The sequence below is a fragment of the Oceanirhabdus seepicola genome (genome assembly GCF_023684385.1).
In the GTDB taxonomy this organism is placed as follows: domain Bacteria; phylum Bacillota; class Clostridia; order Clostridiales; family Clostridiaceae; genus Oceanirhabdus; species Oceanirhabdus seepicola.
This window is the reverse complement of the sequence record NZ_JAGSOJ010000001.1, coordinates 411,787-431,397: the sequence shown is the minus strand read 5'-3', so window position 1 is coordinate 431,397 and position 19,611 is coordinate 411,787. Positions and strand designations below refer to the sequence as shown.

13 protein-coding genes are annotated in these 19,611 nt (G+C 29.9%); 6 read left to right on the top strand and 7 right to left on the bottom strand.

Going from position 1 to position 19,611, the window contains the following annotated elements; all coding sequences use genetic code 11:
* Positions 1-654, bottom strand: a complete 654-nt coding sequence (locus KDK92_RS01955) for a CoA transferase subunit A (protein ID WP_250857352.1) — start codon at positions 652-654, stop codon at positions 1-3.
* Between the two features lie 348 nt (positions 655-1,002).
* Positions 1,003-1,887, bottom strand: a complete 885-nt coding sequence (locus KDK92_RS01950; protein ID WP_250857351.1) for a class I SAM-dependent DNA methyltransferase — start codon at positions 1,885-1,887, stop codon at positions 1,003-1,005.
* A 266-nt stretch (positions 1,888-2,153) separates the two neighbouring features.
* Between KDK92_RS01950 and KDK92_RS24750 the strand changes: the two genes are divergently transcribed.
* Complete coding sequence (locus KDK92_RS24750) at positions 2,154-3,908, top strand: methyl-accepting chemotaxis protein (protein ID WP_250857350.1); 1,755 nt, start codon at positions 2,154-2,156, stop codon at positions 3,906-3,908.
* A 231-nt stretch (positions 3,909-4,139) separates the two neighbouring features.
* Here the strand turns inward: KDK92_RS24750 and KDK92_RS01940 are convergent, their stop codons facing one another.
* Entirely contained in the window at positions 4,140-4,685 is a 546-nt protein-coding gene (locus tag KDK92_RS01940) for an NADH peroxidase (protein ID WP_250858607.1), read from the bottom strand.
* 272 nt (positions 4,686-4,957) lie between these two features.
* Between KDK92_RS01940 and KDK92_RS01935 the strand changes: the two genes are divergently transcribed.
* The 5 genes from KDK92_RS01935 (at position 4,958) to KDK92_RS01915 (ending at position 15,002) form a co-directional block, all read left to right on the top strand.
* Positions 4,958-8,635 (top strand): PD-(D/E)XK nuclease family protein, encoded by a 3,678-nt coding sequence (locus KDK92_RS01935; RefSeq protein ID WP_250857349.1) that lies wholly within the window; start codon positions 4,958-4,960, stop codon positions 8,633-8,635.
* Complete coding sequence (gene addA / locus KDK92_RS01930) at positions 8,636-12,460, top strand: helicase-exonuclease AddAB subunit AddA (protein WP_250857348.1); 3,825 nt, start codon at positions 8,636-8,638, stop codon at positions 12,458-12,460.
* Positions 12,461-12,492: 32 nt separating this feature from the next.
* On the top strand, positions 12,493-13,041 hold the full coding sequence (locus tag KDK92_RS01925) for a DUF3267 domain-containing protein (RefSeq protein WP_250857347.1): 549 nt from the start codon (positions 12,493-12,495) through the stop codon (positions 13,039-13,041).
* A gap of 319 nt (positions 13,042-13,360) precedes the next feature.
* Positions 13,361-13,600 carry a hypothetical protein gene (locus KDK92_RS01920; protein ID WP_250857346.1) on the top strand — a complete coding sequence of 80 codons (240 nt, stop codon included), beginning with the start codon at positions 13,361-13,363 and terminating at the stop codon, positions 13,598-13,600.
* Positions 13,601-13,736: 136 nt separating this feature from the next.
* Positions 13,737-15,002, top strand: a complete 1,266-nt coding sequence (locus KDK92_RS01915; RefSeq protein ID WP_250857345.1) for an MFS transporter — start codon at positions 13,737-13,739, stop codon at positions 15,000-15,002.
* Positions 15,003-15,270: 268 nt separating this feature from the next.
* Here KDK92_RS01915 and KDK92_RS01910 read toward each other — a convergent pair whose 3' ends face one another.
* From KDK92_RS01910 to KDK92_RS01895, 4 genes are all read right to left on the bottom strand, one after another.
* A complete protein-coding gene (locus tag KDK92_RS01910; RefSeq protein ID WP_250857344.1) occupies positions 15,271-15,432 on the bottom strand; it encodes a zinc-ribbon domain-containing protein in 162 nt (53 codons plus the stop codon).
* A 162-nt stretch (positions 15,433-15,594) separates the two neighbouring features.
* Positions 15,595-17,460: a HAMP domain-containing sensor histidine kinase gene (locus tag KDK92_RS01905; RefSeq protein ID WP_250857343.1), complete on the bottom strand. Its 1,866-nt coding sequence runs from the start codon at positions 17,458-17,460 to the stop codon at positions 15,595-15,597.
* Positions 17,460-18,134: a response regulator transcription factor gene (locus tag KDK92_RS01900; protein ID WP_250857342.1), complete on the bottom strand. Its 675-nt coding sequence runs from the start codon at positions 18,132-18,134 to the stop codon at positions 17,460-17,462. Before KDK92_RS01900 ends, KDK92_RS01905 begins: the two co-directional genes overlap by 1 nt.
* Positions 18,135-18,414: 280 nt before the next feature.
* Positions 18,415-19,599, bottom strand: coding sequence for a cation:proton antiporter (locus KDK92_RS01895; RefSeq protein ID WP_250857341.1), 1,185 nt, complete (start codon positions 19,597-19,599; stop codon positions 18,415-18,417).
* Between the last annotated feature and the right edge of the window lie 12 nt (positions 19,600-19,611).

The window sequence follows — 19,611 nt, the reverse complement described above, 5'->3', positions numbered from 1 at the left end:
TTATTTATCCCCCTCTACTATGTAATCAACAAATAAGCTTGGAGTATTGACCATATCAGGATCTAACTCACCAACAGGAACAATTTTTTCAGCCTCTACTATAACAACATCAGCTGCAGTAGCCATAAGAGAATTGAAATTTTTTGTAGCTTTTGCGTGATAGCAATTTCCTTTTTCGTCTACTACAGTTGCGTGGATAAGTGCTACATCAGCTTTAAGAGGCTTCTCTAAAAGATATGTTTGCCCATCTATAACGATTTTATCTTTTCCTTCTTCAACAATTGTGCCTAAACCAGTTGGAGTAAGGAATCCACCTAGACCAGCACCAGCAGATCTAACTTGTTCTGCTAAAGTTCCTTGTGGAACTAAGATAACTTCAGTTTCGCCTTCAGTCATCTGTCTTCCTGTCTCTTTATTTGTACCAATGTGAGAAGCTATAACTTTTTTAGCTTGCTTATTAGCAATTAATTTGCCTAACCCTTTATCTACAAATGAAGTGTCGTTGGCAATAATTGTAAGATTATTAACACCTTTTTCAACAAGGGCATCAATTATCTTTTCAGGAGTTCCGACTGCAAGGAAACCACCAATCATTATCGTCATTCCATCTTCAATATGAGAAATAGCTTTTTCAATAGAAACAAGCTTCTTCATAATACCGCCTCCTAATCTAAGATTATAAATTTTCTTACTATTATAAATATACCTCATAAAGGACAAACTTTCAAAGGAATATTACCAAAAATAACATAAATATTTTTTAAACAAAATAAAATGAAAGAAAAATTTCAATATTAGGGATATGGAACGTGAATTTCTGAGAATTAAATACTTATAATGGGTATTAGATTAATATTTTTAGCTTGTTGACAAAGTTACAATATATTGTTTTTGCTCTGTTCTCTGTCTTGAGAGTTTCAGGCGTTGAAAAAGCCCAAGGTCAAGGAACAAGAGGAGCGAGCAGAGGAGTGTACAAATAGTACTCGAGCAGCACAACGAGTCTTAGTGACGATGAGATTGGGCTTTTTCAACAGCCTGATATTTTGAACTCCTTTTCTTAGCCTTTACAAACATATTTAAACTATAAGGAACAAGAGGAGAATCATTATAACCACTAGAGATACTTACTACATCAAATCCTGCTGTATCCAACATCATCTCTAACTCATATCTGAAGAGTAGTCGCCATCTCATCGAATAGGGGGAACGCTTTACATTTCCATTAGTAAGTATTTCATCATACCAACCAGAGAGTACTTGTACTTGTTCAGCATTTATTGGGCTAGTAAGAGAAAATCGGGTATAGGTATTTCCGGTTGTTGTATTTCGTCTAGTAAAAATTGCTTTAGGGGTATTATCTCCTTTGAAATTCTGAATAAAAGGATTTACAATGTCTAGTAAAAGTAGACCATCTTCATTAAGGTGATTATTAACGCATTCTAATGCTTTAAGCTGTTTATTAAAATCAGGAATTTGTAATAAAGCATTGAATCCTAAAATAGCTACTTGAAATTTTTTATTTAGTGAAAGAGAGGTTATATCTTGATTGATAAGTGAAATATTATCATTTAAATTTGGATAATTGTCATTAAGATTAGTTTTGAATTTATCAAGCATTCCCTGTAAAATATCCACCCCAGTTATTATGTAACCTGCATTTGCAAGAGGAAGGGCAATTCGACCAGTTCCACAACATAGTTCTAATACTTCTTTATTAGGTATATTTAATTTATCTAGAATGTTTAGGTATTTTTCAACATCTTTATTTATGCCTTGATACTGAAATGTATTATCCAGGTTTTCTTTGTATTTTGAAAAATATAGAGATGGGTAGTCACTATCATAATAATCAATTGTAGTTTGCTCGTTTTTATAACCGCTATTCATAATATCTCCTCCTTAATGTGTAAATTTATACAGAAATTATAATGCTTTACATTTAAAAAGTCAAATGCGAATTTTAACTCATGCGAAAATGTTGTTTATCTTATATAAGGAGACTAGTGGAATTTAATAATATAAAAAACATAGATAAATCTTTATCATATTAAAATTATTAAAATTCTGTTATAATTTATTATAAATTGACTAATAAACTGAAAAATATGTTAAATTATAATTATACATGATTATACAAGATAGGGAGTGGTTATGTGATTAACGGATCCAAAAGGAAAAAAACAACTTTAAGAAAAAAGATTTCTAATAGTATTATGGCATTATTGATATTTATATTTCTATTAGCTGGAGTAGGCTTATATAGTGGTATGCACTCAATGACTAAGAAAATAACTGAGATAGTAATACCATCCATGGTAAGTCGAATTAATGATGAATTAAAAGAGGTTCAATTAGATGTTGGACAATCTATCAAAGATAATAAAGAAATCATGAAAAAAGTTAATGAAAACATAGATATGATATTGGGTGATACAAAAGGGTTTATAAGTGGAATTTACATATTAGAAAAGAGTGAAAATGACCAATGGGTATATTGTTTCAATAAATCAGAAAATGATAATAATAAATCAGATAATGATAATATTGGACAAAACTATAATCCAGGCAAATATGAGAAATACTTTAACAAGGCTATTGAAGGTGAAGAAATTGTAGTTAGTAATAATAGTAATAACTTAAGAGAGATTTCTCAAAGTATGAGAGTTTACGTGCCTCTGCTTACAGGGAATGGTAAATTAATAATTGGTGTAGATTTAGAGTTTGATTTGCTAATAAAAATTGAATTAATCATATTAGGTATTGGTATTATCTTTATGATAGTTTCATTACTAGTAATAAGATTTTTAATTAATAGAATTACAAAACGTCAGACAGCCTCTATAGATATAATCGTAGAAAAAATGAAAGATATGTCTAACTTAGAAGGGGATTTAACTAAAAGATTAGAGATTGAAAGTAATGATGAAATGGGAACACTTGCAGAGTATATAAATGAAATGTTAGATTCACTTCAAGATATGTTATTAAAGGTAAATAAGACTGTTGTTAAAGTTGATGAAGTATGTGTTACATTACATGATATATCACATATGGCAACTGACGAATTTGTAGAAATGGATGAAGCGGTTAAGGGGATTTCAGAAAGAATTTCTTTTCAAAATAATAGTCTTATAGAGGCTTCTGAAAAACTTAATGGTATAAATGGAGCAGTTCTTCAGATAGCTAATAACTCTCAATTAGTAGCAGTTGAAGGTAATAAAGCATTTGAAGAAGCTGAGCAAGGTGACAAGACTATGGATGAACTTAAAGAGTATTCGAATAAAATAACAGAAGTAGTAACAAACACACATAATCTTTTCAACCAACTTACAGTGAAATCACAAGAGATAAATATGATAGCTGATACAATTTCAGCAATTGCATCACAAACTAACTTACTAGCTTTAAATGCTTCTATTGAGGCTGCAAGAGCTGGGGAGCAAGGAAGAGGATTTGCTGTAGTCGCGGAGGAGGTAAGAAAGCTTGCAGAAGAATCTAATAAATCTGTAGAAGAGATATTCTTAGTGGTACAAGAAATCCAAAATGGAATTAAAGAAACAGGAAATGCCATGAATGAGGTTTCTGTTAGAACTGAAAAAGAATTTGAACTTGTTAGTGAATTAGACGAAAAGTTTTCTAAAATATATGAAGCAACAAGTATAGTATCAAGAGAAATTGAAGAGGTATCTTCATCAACAGAAGAAATGTCAGCAGGTTCAGAGATAATAACAAATGAAATTAATAATATTGTAAAAGCATCTGAAGAAAATTCAGCATCAACTGAGGAAATGTCAGCAAGTATAGATAATAATACCAATAATATGTTGAAATTAGAAGAATTAATTGAAGACTTAAATGGAATATCTTCAGAATTGATAGGAAAAATTAATAACTTAAAATTAAAATAAATAATTAAAGCTATAGAGGATTATCAAAGTCTCTATAGTTTTATTTTGTTGGTCTATAGAATAAGGACAAAATAGTGAATTTCTAATACAATGTTTCATTATTAATGAAAGGAGTAAAATCCTAATTGTTTCATAACCAATAAGATGTAGTTTCTGACTTGAGTCAGAAACATCCATCGTTCTCAACTCTCAACTTTCCACTCTCAACTTAAAAAAGGCCTTAGGCCTTTTTTACTTAAAGTGTCTATCTAATAATCCTTTAAAAGCAGCGCCGTGTCTAGCTTCATCTTTACACATTTCATGAACTGTATCATGAATAGCATCAAGGTTTAATTTCTTAGCTAAAGTAGCTAAATCCTTCTTACCTTTGTTAGCTCCATATTCTGCTTCAACTCTCATTTGTAAGTTCTTCTTAGTAGAAGTAGTTACAACTTCACCAAGTAATTCAGCAAATTTTGCAGCGTGTTCTGCTTCTTCAAATGCGATTCTTTTATATGCTTCAGCTACCTCAGGGTAACCTTCTCTATCAGCTTGTCTACTCATTGCTAAGTACATACCAACTTCAGTACATTCTCCAATGAAATTCTCTCTTAACCCTTTAACTACTTCCTCGTCAACGCCTTGAGCAACACCTATTACGTGTTCATCTACCCATTTCATATTGTTTTCATCTAATATTTCAAACTTTGCGGCTCCTGCTGAACATACTGGGCACTTTTCTGGTGCAGTCTCTCCCTCGTGAACGTAACCACATACTAAACAAACATGTTTCATAATAATTTCCTCCTCAATAGTACATTAATTTGACCCTTAAATTTTTATATAACCTTATATAAAATAATGTGTAGAAAACTTATCTACAGTGATTATTATATAATAGTTATTATTATAAGTCAATAAAAATTCCTTTATAATTTTCCAAGTAACCTATGAATAGGATTTTTAATTATATAAATGGGAAAATATAATGATTGAACTTTTAATGGAAATGTTATAATAGAGAAAAAGAATAAAAAACAGAGAATAAAGAAGATAGTGGAGGAATCATAATGAGTTTAAGGTTTATATATGGAAGAGCAGGTAAGGGGAAAAGTACCTATTGTATAGATGAAATAAAAAAAAGAGTGAATGGCAATAAGAAAGAAAAGCTTATATTGCTTGTACCAGAACAATTATCGTTTCAAAGTGAAAAGAAAGTTATAGAAGCAATTGGAGGAGTAGGTCTCAATAATGTATATGTATTGACATTTAAGAGAATGGCCTACTGGGTTTTTAAAGAATGTGGAGGAGTAGTGAAAAAGCATATTGATAAGTGCGGGAAAAGCATGATATTATACAGTGTTTTAGAAGAGGTAGAGGATGAACTGAGAGTTTTTTCAAAGGCAGCCGCACATAGTGGCTTTGTAGATAAGCTTTTAACTATAATTTCTGAATTTAAAAGATATAATGTAACACCTGATGGATTAAATGATATAAAAATAAAAGTAGGGGAAAACACACTCCTATATAATAAAATAAATGATTTAGAAAATATTTTTTCAAAGTTTGATAGTAAATTACATGAGGGATATATAGATAGTGATGATGATTTGAAATTAATGGCAGAAAAGCTTGGTGATTGTCATATATTTGATGAATCATTAATTTGGATTGATGAATTTAGTGGATTCACTCCACAACAATATGACATAATTGAAGAACTATTAAATAGAGCCAAAGAAGTTAATATTACTTTAAATATGGATATAAATGTTAGAGAAAAGGAAATGGCAGAGGTGCTTAGCCCAATTATTTTGACAGAAGAGAGAATAATTAAGATTTGTGAGAACAATGGTATCTCATTAAAGGAACCAATTGATTTGAGTGAAAACAATAAGAAGAGATTCGAAAGTCAGGAATTACAGTACTTAGAAGAGAATTATTTTAAATATCCATTTTATCCATATAAAAAAGAAGTTAAAGATATAAGTATATTTAAAGGGTTGAATCCATATTCAGAAGTCGAAAATCTATCAGGTGAAATATTGAAGCTTGTTAGAGAAAGAGGGGCAAGGTTTAATGAAATAGCTGTTGTATCACGAAAGTTGGATAGCTATGAAAATATAATAAAATCAATATTCAGTGAAAATAACGTTCCTTTTTTTATAGATAAGAAGAAAGAAGCATCATCCAATCCTATTGTGATACTTTTACTCTCATCTATGGAAATATACAATAGGAAATGGAACTATGAGTCTGTTTTTAGATTTCTAAAATGTGGTCTTTTAGGATGGGAGCAAGAGGGGATAGATCTACTTGAAAATTACATACTCATGAGTGGAATCAAAGGGAAGAAAAAATGGAATGATGATTCAATTTGGTATAACAGATTAATTGATGTGTTTAATCTGAAGAAAGAGTTTAATAAATATTATGATGTATCCATTGAAGGAGAAGAGATAGAAGAAATAGATGAAAATAGATTAATTGAGATAATAAGAGATGGTGAAATTCCAGAGAAACATAAAGTTGAATTAAATTTAGATCAGGAGGATATAGATATTTTAGGAGATCTTCCTGTAGAGAATAGAGATGAAGAAAAGAATTTTAAGGAAATAGTTCAGAGAGTTAATAAATTAGATAATATAAGAAGGTTACTTATTCAACATATAACTCCTTTCCATGATTCTATTAAAGGAAATAGAATGTGTGAAGATATTGCAGTTGGGCTATTTTCTTTCATGGATAAACTAGGACTGTATGATATTATAAGTGAATTGATACAAGGGTTCGAGAATAGAGGAGAAAGCGAACTCTCAAGTGAATATGGTCACATATGGAATGTAATTATTGATGTTATGGATCAGATGGTGGAAGGATTCAAAGGAAGTAAGATGACTATTGATAAGTTCACAGATATTCTTAAAATGGGATTACAACAACATAAAATGGGATTTATCCCAAATACATTAGATCAAGTTATGGTAAGTAGCATTGAGCGAATAAAAAGTCATGAGACAAAATATCTTTTCATATTAGGAGTTAATGATGGAGTTTTCCCAAGTGGTGAATTTGAAGAGGGGATATTATCAGATTTCGATAGGATTGCTTTAAGAGAAGAGGGGATTGAAGTTGCAAAGGATACAAAATCCAAGGCTTTTGAAGAGCAATATTTAATATATACTACATTATCAATCCCTAGTAAAGTTTTAAGGGTGAGTTATCCAGTTGGAAATTCGGAAGGAAAGACATTAAGGGCTTCAATGATTATTTCTAGAATGAAGAGTATTTTTCCTAAAATAAAGGAAGACACCAATATTATAACTAAGAGAATAGATGAACTGATACCTAGTAAGACAGCTGCGTTTAATAATTTAATATTATCCATAAGAAAAGGTGAGGTAGAAGGAGAAATTCACGAATTTTGGAGAGAGGTATATAAATGGTTTCAGCAAAATAATGGATATGGAGAGAGAATAGAAAGTCTTATAACATTTTTTGATTATGAGAATCAAGTAGGGAGTCTCAATGAGGATAGTGTTAAGAACTTATATTCAAAGGATAATTTATTTAGTGTATCTAAGCTTGAAAAATATAATGAATGTCCATTTTCGTATTTTATAAGATATGGATTGAAAGCAAAGGATAGAAAAATATTTGAATTATCAGCTCCTGATCTTGGTTCTTTCATGCATACTGTAATTGATAGATTTTCTAAAGAGGTAGAGAGTGAAAAAAGGCAGTGGAATGAACTTGAAGATTCCTGGTGCAAAGATAAGATTAGTAATATTATTGAAGCGGGAATGGAAGAACCTATAGGTAGAATTTTTAAAGCATCACCTAAGTATGAATATTTTGGGGGAAGAATTAAGAGGGTTTTAAATAAATCTGTTTGGGTAGTGATTCAGCATATGAAACGAAGTGAGTTCTTGCCTTATGGGTATGAGATGGAGTTTGGGGGAAGAGATTATTCTCCAATAGAGATAACACTTGATAATGGAACTAAGGTGAAATTGATTGGTAAAATAGATAGAGTGGATAGACTGATAATGGATTCAGAAGAGTATTTCAGAATAATTGATTATAAATCAGGAAATAAATCATTAAAATTATCACAGGTATACTATGGACTTCAATTACAATTAGTTACTTATCTTGATGCTATGTTGAAACGGGAAGAAATTAGAGAGTCGCTTCCTGTGTTTCCAGCAGGCATATTCTATCTTAAAATTGATGATCCAATTATAAAGACAAATGGAAAGATAAATATAGATAAATTACAGGATGAAATACTTAAGAAATTAAAAATGAAGGGAATTGTATTGAAAGATAGTCAAATAGTTACAAAGATGGATGATGATATCCAAGGACTATCTTTAATAATTCCAGCGGGTTTAAAGAAGGATGGAAGTTTGAGAGAGGGAACGGGTACTAATATGGCTTCCCTAGAGGAGTTTGAACTACTTAGAGAACATGTACGTAGTAAACTAAAGGAGACATGTTCCAATATATTAAGTGGGAATATTGATATTATGCCATATAAAACTTCAACAGGTGATACTCCCTGCACATATTGTGATTATTCTCATGTTTGTGCTTTTGATCCACTTTTAAAAGAGAATAATTATAGGATTATTAATGATATTAAGGATAATGTTATATGGGATATTTTAAATAAAGATGATAAAGCAGAAAAGGAAGAGGATAAAGATAAAGATAAAGAAATGACACAGGAGGAGGAAAAGTAAATGGGAGATGTAAAATGGACCAAAGAACAGAGTAGTGCAATACACACCAGAGATTGCAACCTTCTTGTTGCAGCAGCCGCAGGATCTGGAAAAACTGCAGTTTTAGTTCAAAGAATAATTGAGATGATAACTCACAAGGAAAATCCTATTGATATAGATAGATTACTTATTGTAACATTTACTAATGCTGCAGCTTCAGAGATGAGAGAGAGAATAGGAATGGCTATATCAGAAGCAATTAATATGGCTCAAAGTGACAGTGATTATAAATCATCAAAGAATCTTCAAAGGCAGCTTACTTTACTAAACAGGGCAAGCATAACAACTATACATTCATTCTGTTTAGAAGTTATAAAGAACAATTTTCACATGTTGGATATTGATCCAGGATTTAGAGTGTGTGATCCAACAGAGATAGAACTTATAAAGAATGAAGCTATGGATGAGGTATTTGAAGAGAAATATATAAGAATGAGAGAGGGAGAAAAGAATTTCGAAATACTTGTTGAGGCATTTTGTTCAAATAGAGATGATAATGGACTTAAAGAACTTTTGCTTAGTATTTTCAATAAGATAATGAGTTTACCTGAACCTTTTAAATGGCTTGAAGAAAAGTGTGAAGAATTTAATCTTGGTGATAGAGAATCAATGGATGGAACTGTATGGGGCGATATATTGATTGAGGATATTCTTTCAGAACTAAGGGGAGCTTATCTTCAGATGGAAGAGGGAGTAAATGTTGTTTTAAGTTGTGAAGAGTTACTTCCCTATGAGGAAATGTTTAAACAAGAACTTGAAGCAATTGAATTAGCAATGCACCTTGGTACTCAAGGACTAGATGAGATGATTGGAAGTATTAATAACATTTCATTTGGAAGATTAAAGACAATAAGAAATATTAAAGATAAAAGAAGTAAGGATAGAGCTACTGATATTAGAAATACTGTGAAGAAAAATATTGAGAAGATTAAAGATAAATTGAATAATTCCTGCGGAAAGAGTGCTGTTGAGGATATAAATAGCATGTATGGTATTATGATTTCATTGAAGGAACTACTAATATCATTTAATAATGAGTTTAAGAGAAAGAAACGTGAAAGAGGGCTAATAGATTTCACTGATTTTGAGCACTATGCATTAGAACTATTAGTTAGTAAAGAAGAAAATGGAGAAAAAATTATAAAAGATGGTTGGTATATTCCATCTAACACAGCTAAAGAATTACGAGTAAAATATGATGAGATATTAATAGATGAGTATCAAGATTCTAACATGGTTCAAGAAGTAATATTGAATATGATTTCAAGAGAACCTTTAGGGGAACCTAATATTTTTATGGTTGGAGATGTTAAACAGAGTATATATAGATTTAGGCAGGCTAATCCAAAGTTATTTATGGATAAATATGAGATATATAACAAAGAGGAAGAGGGAAAATACAGAAAAATTCTCCTTTATAAGAATTTCAGGAGCCGTGAAAATATAGTAAATAGCGTAAATTTCATATTCGAACTAATAATGAGTAAGGAAGCTGGAGAATTAAATTATGATGATAAAGAGAGATTAAATTTTGGTGCTTTCTTTGGGGATGAGGAAAATGTTGAAGGAGAAATCGGGGGAGATGTAGAACTACACATGATTGAAATGGAAAACCCCGATAATGAAGAAATAGAATTTCAAGATTGTAGTGATGAGGAAGAAGAATTATCCAAAATTCAAATTGAGGCAAGATTCATAGCCAATAAGATAAGTGAATTAATTAATAATAAAGAATTTCTTGTTTTTGATAAAAACTTTAAAGAATATAGAAATGCTCAATATAGAGATATAGTTATTCTTTTAAGAAGTACATCCACATCATCTGAAGTTATTATGGAGGAATTAAAAAAACGAGAAGTTCCTGTTTATGCTGATGTGGGAAATGGATACTTTGAAGCAGTAGAGGTAAAAACAGTATTATCATTATTGCATATAGTTGATAATCCAATGCAAGATATTCATCTTATTGCAACTATGAGATCATCTATAGGGGGATTTTTACCTGAGGATTTTGTTGATATTAGAAAGGGGAATCCAAAAGATAGTTTTTATGAAGCATGTGTGAAATATAGTAATGGAGAGTTGAATTCTGAAGAAGAGATTGAATTAAGAGAGGAACTGCAGTATGCGCTAAAGGTATTTATTGATAATTTACAAGAGTGGAGAGAGAAAAGTAGGTATATGCCACTTGATCAGTTTATCTGGATGTTAATAACTGAAACTGGATACTATGGATTTGTTGGGTCTCTTGGTGGTGGAATACAGAAGCAAGGGAACCTTAAAGTACTTTATCAAAGAGCTAAGAATTTTGAGAATACAAGTTATAAAGGGTTATTTAACTTTATAAACTTTATAAATAAGTTAAAGAAGAGTAGTGGTGATATGGGGGCTGCCAAGGTAATTGGTGAGAATGAGAATGTTGTTAGAATCATGAGTATACATAAGAGTAAAGGGTTAGAATTTCCTATAGTATTCTTAAGTACTCTAGGGAAACAATTTAATCTACAGGATCTTAATGGTAATATCCTATTTCATGATAAATTAGGATTCGGACCTGATTATGTGAATCTTGATATGAGAATCAGTTATCCCACATTATATAAAGAAATAATAAAATCTAAAATGAAAAAGGAAACTATTTCCGAGGAAATGAGGATACTTTATGTTGCTTTTACAAGAGCAAGAGAAAAGTTAATATTAACATCCACTGTTAAGGATATTGATAAATATTTGAAATCCATAGCAAAAGGTCTTCTTCATGATAATAGGAAAATAATGAGTAGTAGCGTATTAGGTTGCAAAAGTTATTTGGATTGGATAGTAAGCTCATTGCTTCTTCATAGGGATGGTAAAAACTTAAGAGAAAGAAATGATTTTCTTATTACAGAAGCATTTTCAATGTTTAATCATGACTCTAGATGGAGTGTTCATTTTTGGGATAGATACGAAATCATTGATATGTTAAATGATAAGAGAGTTGAAAACAATGAAAAAATATCTCAGAAGATATTTGAACTTCTTAGCGAACAAACTACAAATAAATATAAAGATGCAGTAGATGATAGGTTGTCATATAAGTATGAATTTGAAGAAGGGATTGGATTACCAACTGTATTGACTGTAACAGAATTAAAGAAGAGAGAGCAGACAATGGATATGTCAAATGAAGTAGCTGTTACTAAAGAACGCGTAATGCCATCTTTAAAGAAACGACCATTGTTTATGGAAGAGAAAAAAGGACTTACACCAGCTGAGAAGGGGACAGCAATGCATAATGTTGTTCAATATATTGATTTTAGTAGAACAGAAAGTATAGATGAAATCAAGAGTCAGATAAATGAGATGATTAACAAAGAACTAATTACCTTTGAAGAAGGGAATTCAGTAAATCCTAAGAAAATCTTAAATTTAGTAAAATCAGAAATAGGAGGAGAAATTGTCAGGGCGTTTAAAGAAGATAGAGTATATCGTGAACGTCAATTTGCTCTAAATATTAAGGCTTATGAAGTTTTTCAAGAACTTGGAGGACTTGAACATGGAGGAAAATATAACGATGATTCTATAAAACTTCAGGGGATAATAGATCTATATATTGAAGAAGAGGATGGATTTAAATTAATTGATTATAAGACTGATTATGTCACTGAAGAGACGCTGAATGAAGTAATTGAAAAATATAAAAGTCAGTTAAAATATTACTCAGATGCATTGGAATATGTAACTGGAAAAAAAGTTAAAGAAAAATATTTATATCTTTTTAGTATGGATAAAGCAGTATTAATTTAGTAGATGGCATATATGGGGAGGTGTTTTAGCTCATGGATGGATATGAGCGAGTAGAGATAAAGCCTGAGATACACTTTCTTGCTAATGAGAGTATAAAGGTGTTTATAATAGCACTGGTAATAGGCATTATTAGCAATGTAACTTTACATGGTATAAATGTGAAATTTTATTATTATGGAGTTATACTTGCTATTGGTCTATATGGTGTAGGAATAGTAGTTCATGAGATAATACATGCACTTTCCTTCAGATACTATAGTAGAATTTCATGGAGAAACATTAAGTTTGGATTTCATAAAGAATACTTATGTCCGTATGTTCACTGTAAAGTTAGGGTAGAGAATAGGTTTATGGGAGTGGTATTGATACTTCCAACGATTATTACAGGAATCCTTCCGTGGGTATTTGGAATTATTAATGGCAGCTATGTGTTCATAGTTGTAGGGGCACTTCTGATTTCAGGAGGGGTTGGAGACTTCTCTATGTTTATTGAATTGAGAAAATTTCCTAAGAATGCACAAGTGTATGATTGTGAAAATGATATTGGGTGTGAAGTGTATATAAAAAGAAATAATTCTTAAGAAAAAGAAGTTAGAAGAAGTTTTTATTTCTAACTTCTTTTGGATATTGATTATTAAAATGTTAAGAAAAATGTAGTTTATTAGTGGAAAAATTATTTATGAAAAATTCCTCTTGAAATCCCCTTGGAAAAAGTGTAAAATAATATGTTGAGTGAGTCATAGTAGGCTTCGAGAGGGGGTTAAAAAACATAAAAAAACTTAAAATTTCTATTGATACTCTCAGATTTTTAAAGTATAATTAATTCAAAAGTTTATAAAAACTTTACAAAAAATATTTATTGTTTTTTGGAATATTACTTAATAAAGGAGAGAGCTAAATATGGAATTTGAGCGCTTAAGTAGAGATGAGTTTATGACAATTCTTGATAAGGTTGATTATGATAATTATGCTAATTTTATTTCATTACAAGAAGCTGTAATGGGTGAGTTAAATGATGTAGCTGTTTATGAGGATATTGTTTCATATTTTGAAATGGAATTAGATTATAATTGTGATGCTCACATTAAAGATCTTGAGCAAGAAAACATAGAGTTAATATTAGAGACTGTAAATTCATAATAATATTTTATGTAATTTAATCATATATTTTATGATAAAGCACCTATATGGTGCTATACTTATTTATAAAGAAAAATAACCTGATTTGTTCTTTATTCTTTTTTCTTTATTCTTTTATTGATAAGTGGAGGGTGCTATGGGGATAGTAATAAAAAAAGATAAGCAAGTATGGAAATTCTGTTTTTATGGATTCTTTAAAAACCTCAAGTTTTTTGAACCATACTTGATTGTATATCTATTAAGTATGGGATTGAATTTGATAGATATCGGAGGTCTTATAGCCTTAAAAGAAATAATAATATACGTATTTGAAATACCTTCAGGAGTAATTGCTGATATATATGGAAAGAAGAAAGAATTAGTAATGTGTTTTATATTCTATATAATATCATTTATATTATTCTTTTTTGGAAAAGGAATTTTTCTTATATCAATAGCAATGATCTTTTATGGATTGGGAGAAGCTTTTAGATCAGGAACTCACAAAGCAATGATACTTGAATACCTTGATTTGAAAGGTTGGGGAAAACATAAGAGCTTAGTTTATGGTAGGACAAGATCCTTTTCATTATTAGGTTCAGCAATTTCAGCACTTCTGTCAATAGTGTTTATACTTAATATGCCTTCAATGAAATGGATATTTCTTTTATCAATAGTACCATATGTTTTAGACATGCTATTAATAATATCATATCCTAAAGAACTTGATAGACATGGGGATTGTAAGTTTGATTTGAAATTTTTAATAAAAGAATCAATGTTGAAGGTGAAATATACATTTAGTCAGAAGTCTATAAGAAAAGTTTTAATTGGATCTTCTATATATACAGGTGTTATAGATGTAATTAAAGATTATATTCAACCTATTTTGAAGGTCATGATTTTGGTTTCATTTGTGGGATATAGTGAAAGTGAAGGGGAGTTATATCTAAAAATATCTTTAGGAATAATCTATTTTGTATTTAATATTTTTAGTTCAATTGGATCCAAAAATGCATATCTATTGAATAAATTTTTTAAATCAGAAAGCTTATTAAATATTTATTTTGGTGTAACAGCAATAGTATTCTTATTTTTAAGTTTAGGAATCAAGTTGAATAGCTATGTTCTTATTATTTTATGTTATTTTATTATTTTTATTTTAAAAAATACTAGAAAACCCTTCATGTTGGATGTGCTTGGTGAACTAGTAGATAAGGATTCAAGAGCTTCAGTGCTATCTGTAAATAGTCAATTAAAATCATTAGTAATAATAATATTTGCACCTATAATGGGATTCATTGCTGAATATTTTAAAATAGAAGTCTTATTTATTGTGTGTTCTGTTATTATGGTGCTTTGTATTAAAATAAATTATCCTAAAAATATATCAAATGAGAAGCAAATTGATAGTGAGGTATAATATTTCACAGAAGAGTATATTACGAAAATATTTATGAAGGAATACTGTTATTCATAGTTTTCAAATGGATTAAAACTGAATCAAAACAAGAAGAATAACAAAAATAAAAGGTAATCTTCAGGGGATTACCTTTGTAATAAGCAACATATTATATTATAGATATATCTCATATAAAACTAAATATAAGATATTCTTAAGTATTAAAAATATCAACAATATTTATTCTTGGTTCTTTATAGATAAATTTACAAAGTAGTTTATCTATTTATTATCTTGAATAATTGTTTCTTCTTTCTTTTGCTTTTGCTCTACATTCTTTGCATTTTTTTGGTTCGTTTTCGAATCCTTTTTCTTTATAGAATTCTTGCTCTCCTGCAGTGAATATAAATTCATTTCCGCATTCTTTACATGTTATCTTCTTATCTTCCATTTTACTGCCTCCTAATAATTCAAAATACAATTGTAGATAAATGTCGCTTCTAAATAGAAAATTTTGAAAAAATTAGAAGGATATTTAAATACTCAAGTTTAAGGTTAATTATCCCATAAAGAACTCAAAAAGTCAACGATTAATGTGAAAATTTTCCTATAATCACTCTTTAACAGAAGCCACTTCAAAAGAAAACTGTACTCCATTTGAAGTATTAACTACATTATATGAAGATCCATGTTTATCTAATATTTTCTTTACTATCAATAAGCCTAGTCCAGTTCCGCCTGAATCTCTATTTCGCGATTTCTCAACTCGATAAAATTCTTGCCAAACTTTTGGAATATCCTCAATAGGAATATGAGTACCGGTATTTTCTATAGAAAACATAACCCTATCATTGATGTTTGTGATAAGTACATTTATTTCTTCATTAGAAGGAGAGTATTTGATAGCATTAAGAAATAAATTACTAATTACTTCAGTCAATTTATTTCTATCCCCTATAACAAAGCCATCCTCATAGTTGAAATTTACTGTCAATGATTTCTCTCTAACTAGGGTATGAAATTTATTATTTATTTTTAAGAATATATCATTTAAATTCACAATGCTTTTGTTAAGCTTAAATGAAGGGGAATCTAATTTTGATAATTCTAGTAATTCATATACCATTGATTTCATATAATCCACTTCTTCTTTTAAAATACCTAGATATTTTTCTGGGGATTCAGTATAGATGTTATCTTCAATTCCTTCTAAGATACCATTCATTACTGTTAAAGGTGTCTTTAATTCATGGGATATATTTGCCATGAATTCTTTCCGTATATTTTCTTGCATTTCTTTAAAGTCTAATTGTTCTTTTAGTTTTATATTCGCAGAATCAAGATCAGTTTTATAACATTGCAGATTACTAGATAATGTATTAAGACTTTCAGAAAGCGTACCTAGCTCATCATTTGAAACGATATCACATTTTTTTGAGAAATCTAAAGATGCCATTTTATGTGCAGTTTGGTTTAGTTTTAACAATGGTGAAGATAATAATTTTGATAATAAAAAAGAAGCTACAATAATAACTATAAGAGCAAAAAAGAAATAATATACATAATAGTTTTGTATAATATACACAGTATTTTCAATAGGGGTATAGGGAATAGAAACTCCAAGTATAAATTGTTCATTATTTAATTTTATAGGTTCGAAGAAAACAATTGATTCTGTCTCATAAAATTCTGTATCTGTTTTATAGTATACTTCTTCAAGATTTAGAATATCAATACTTTGATTCTCATTATTTAAATCTAAATAATTATTGAATTCATTAAATAAAATGGATTCTAGAGAGTCATAAGAGTCCCAAATATTATAAGTTATATCAGTGTAATTAATGAAAACAATCTCGCAGTTAAACTCTGAAATATTTTCATAATAATCATCATTCTGATTATAATTATTATTTTTAGAAGTTTTTTCAGAATTAGAGTCAGCAGATTCATAAATGTCATTCACAATAAAGGAATCATTATCAATTAAGATTTCTAGAGGATACATGATATTTTCTGAAATAATAAATTCACCTTTTATTATAATATCTGAACCTAATGAGAAAGAGGGAGTAGAAACAAGTTCTTTTAAGGCTTCAGGAGAAATATCAACCTTGACTTGATCGTTATCTCCAACTTTAACATATAATAATCCTTCTGATTGATTGGATGGAATGCCAAAACGAGAGTTTCCATATAAATCATAAATGATTACTGCAGAACTATTCTTATGAGAAAATTTTAATAAAGTGTTATTTAACTTATTTGCACCTTGAGGGGTGCTTGGAAGCTTTTCAGAGTACTCTTTAGTTAAACTAGTTTTTAATGAACTTATTTTTGATTCAATGTTATTTATCATGCTTGTTTCATAGAATGTCCCTAAAAAAATACTTTGAAATGTAAATTGGAAAATTTGAATAATCAAAACAACAGATAATATAAGAATAAAGAGTTTGAAAACAATTCCTTTTAGTTTCATTATTCCACCTCAAATTTATAGCCTATACCAAAAACAGTTTGTATCATATAAGCTTTATGTCCCATGACTTTTCTTAATTTTTTTACATGAGTGTCAACAACCCTGGTATTTCCAAAATAATCAAATCCCCATACTGTATTTAAGATTGAATCTCTCGAAAGTGCAATACCTGAGTTTTTAATGAAATAAACTAACAAATCATATTCCTTTGGAGAGAGATTTATTTGAGAGTCATCAATAAAAACATTATGTGAATCAAGATTAATCTTTAATCCGTCTTTTTTTAGTATATTACTATCTGATAAAATGGTACCTTCTGTACGCTTTAAGAGCATTTTTGCTCGTGCAATCAATACCGCTGGACTGAAAGGTTTTGTCACATATTCATCTGCTTTAAGTTCAAATCCCATTAACATATCTTCTTCATGGTTTCGAGCAGTGAGTATTATAATTGGAACAGCAGATTTTTTTCGTATTCTTCTGCATACGGTCCACCCATCCAACCGAGGCATCATAATATCTAAAATAACTAGATCTACAGAGGTGGTTTCAAAAACTTCTAGTCCTTGAATTCCATCACAGGCTCGAATAACTTCAAAGCCTTCTTTACTAAAATAATCATACATAATGTTTAAAATCTTCACTTCATCTTCAATAATAAGTATTTTCTGCATGTCACACCTCGCTAAATTCAGTTAATAAGTGTAATTCAAAGTTGCATCATTTATATGTACAAAAAAATAAGCACATTCATGCCTTAGGCTGTTTAAAAAGTCCAATCTCGGCGTCACTAAGGATCTATGCGCTGCTCGAGTACATAATGCGTACACTCTGTTGTTTGCCTAGTTCCTTGATCTTGAACTTTTTAAACAGCCGGACATTCTAAAGACAGAAAACAGAGTGAAAACAATATATTGTAACTTTGTTAACAAACTAAGGCATGTCTATGCCTAATTATATACTTAAAGATTTTTTTTTGTCAATATGGGCCTCTCCAGCTTTGAAAAGTGCATATTTGGTCATTAGAGGACCAATTAATTCATAAATTACAGTTGCAGCAAGTATAATTGTTCTTATAGTGTCTCCATTAGGGAGTGAATTTTCTGCAATTAGTGCTAATCCAATTGCAACCCCAGCTTGAGGTATAAGTGTAAGCCCAAGATACTTTTGTACAACTTTTGGTGAATGAACAATTTTAGCACCAAGAAAAGCACCGAAGATTTTTCCGACAATTCTGAAAATTATATAAGCAATACCGATATACCCAATCTTACTTAGTGTACTTATATCAAGTTCAGCACCAGCCAAAGTGAAGAAGGCTATAAATATTGGTGGAGTAAAGCGATCTGATATTTCATGTAATGGTTTCGTATTTGGTAAAATATTAGTAACTGTTCCGCCAATTGTCATGCATAGTAATAATGGGGAAATATTAAATTCAGAGGAGACCCCTATAGCAATCATCATAATAGCTACGACAACAGAAAGCATTTTGTTTTTCCCTTCTGATTTATTTAGTGAGAAAGCTAATATTAATCCAAGGGATACTCCTATAATAAATGCCAGAAGAATCTCAATAAAAGGATGTAATATTGAACTTATAACATTACCAGTTGGAATCAAGAGTGATTTTGCTACTGCTAAAGATATGCCGAAAATGATTACTCCTAGTGCATCATCAATAGCTACAACTGGTAACAATGTATTTACTACAGGTCCTTTTGCGTTATATTGTTTTACTATCATTATTGTAGCAGCTGGAGCTGTAGCAGTACCAATGGCCCCAATTACTAAACTAAAAGGAAGATTTTTATTTAGAATAAGCATCCCAATAGTTATGAAAGTCATGGTAGATATTACTTGAAATAAAGTGATTATAAAAGCTGATTTTCCGATTTTTTTCAAATGAACGAAATTGAATTCTAGACCAATAGAGAAAGCAATAAATCCAAGCGCAGCTTCAGAAATTAGAGATAATTCTTTGGCTGCACTGAGAGGAATAAAACCTAAAAATGAATGTCCTACTAATAAACCACCTATTAGATACCCTGTTACTTCAGGAAGATTAATCTTTTTACAGAGTCTTCCGAAAATAATACCTGTTATTAGTATTATTCCAACATATAGAAAAGAATGCATTTATATAATTCG

Coding starts and splice junctions, on each gene's coding strand:
- KDK92_RS01955 (WP_250857352.1), bottom strand. CDS start 654: ATGAAGAAGCTTGTTTCTATTGAAAAAGCTATTTCTCATATTGAAGAT.
- KDK92_RS01950 (WP_250857351.1), bottom strand. CDS start 1,887: ATGAATAGCGGTTATAAAAACGAGCAAACTACAATTGATTATTATGAT.
- KDK92_RS01935 (WP_250857349.1), top strand. CDS start 4,958: ATGAGTTTAAGGTTTATATATGGAAGAGCAGGTAAGGGGAAAAGTACC.
- addA (WP_250857348.1), top strand. CDS start 8,636: ATGGGAGATGTAAAATGGACCAAAGAACAGAGTAGTGCAATACACACC.
- KDK92_RS01925 (WP_250857347.1), top strand. CDS start 12,493: ATGGATGGATATGAGCGAGTAGAGATAAAGCCTGAGATACACTTTCTT.
- KDK92_RS01920 (WP_250857346.1), top strand. CDS start 13,361: ATGGAATTTGAGCGCTTAAGTAGAGATGAGTTTATGACAATTCTTGAT.
- KDK92_RS01915 (WP_250857345.1), top strand. CDS start 13,737: ATGGGGATAGTAATAAAAAAAGATAAGCAAGTATGGAAATTCTGTTTT.
- KDK92_RS01910 (WP_250857344.1), bottom strand. CDS start 15,432: ATGGAAGATAAGAAGATAACATGTAAAGAATGCGGAAATGAATTTATA.
- KDK92_RS01905 (WP_250857343.1), bottom strand. CDS start 17,460: ATGAAACTAAAAGGAATTGTTTTCAAACTCTTTATTCTTATATTATCT.
- KDK92_RS01900 (WP_250857342.1), bottom strand. CDS start 18,134: ATGCAGAAAATACTTATTATTGAAGATGAAGTGAAGATTTTAAACATT.
- KDK92_RS01895 (WP_250857341.1), bottom strand. CDS start 19,599: ATGCATTCTTTTCTATATGTTGGAATAATACTAATAACAGGTATTATT.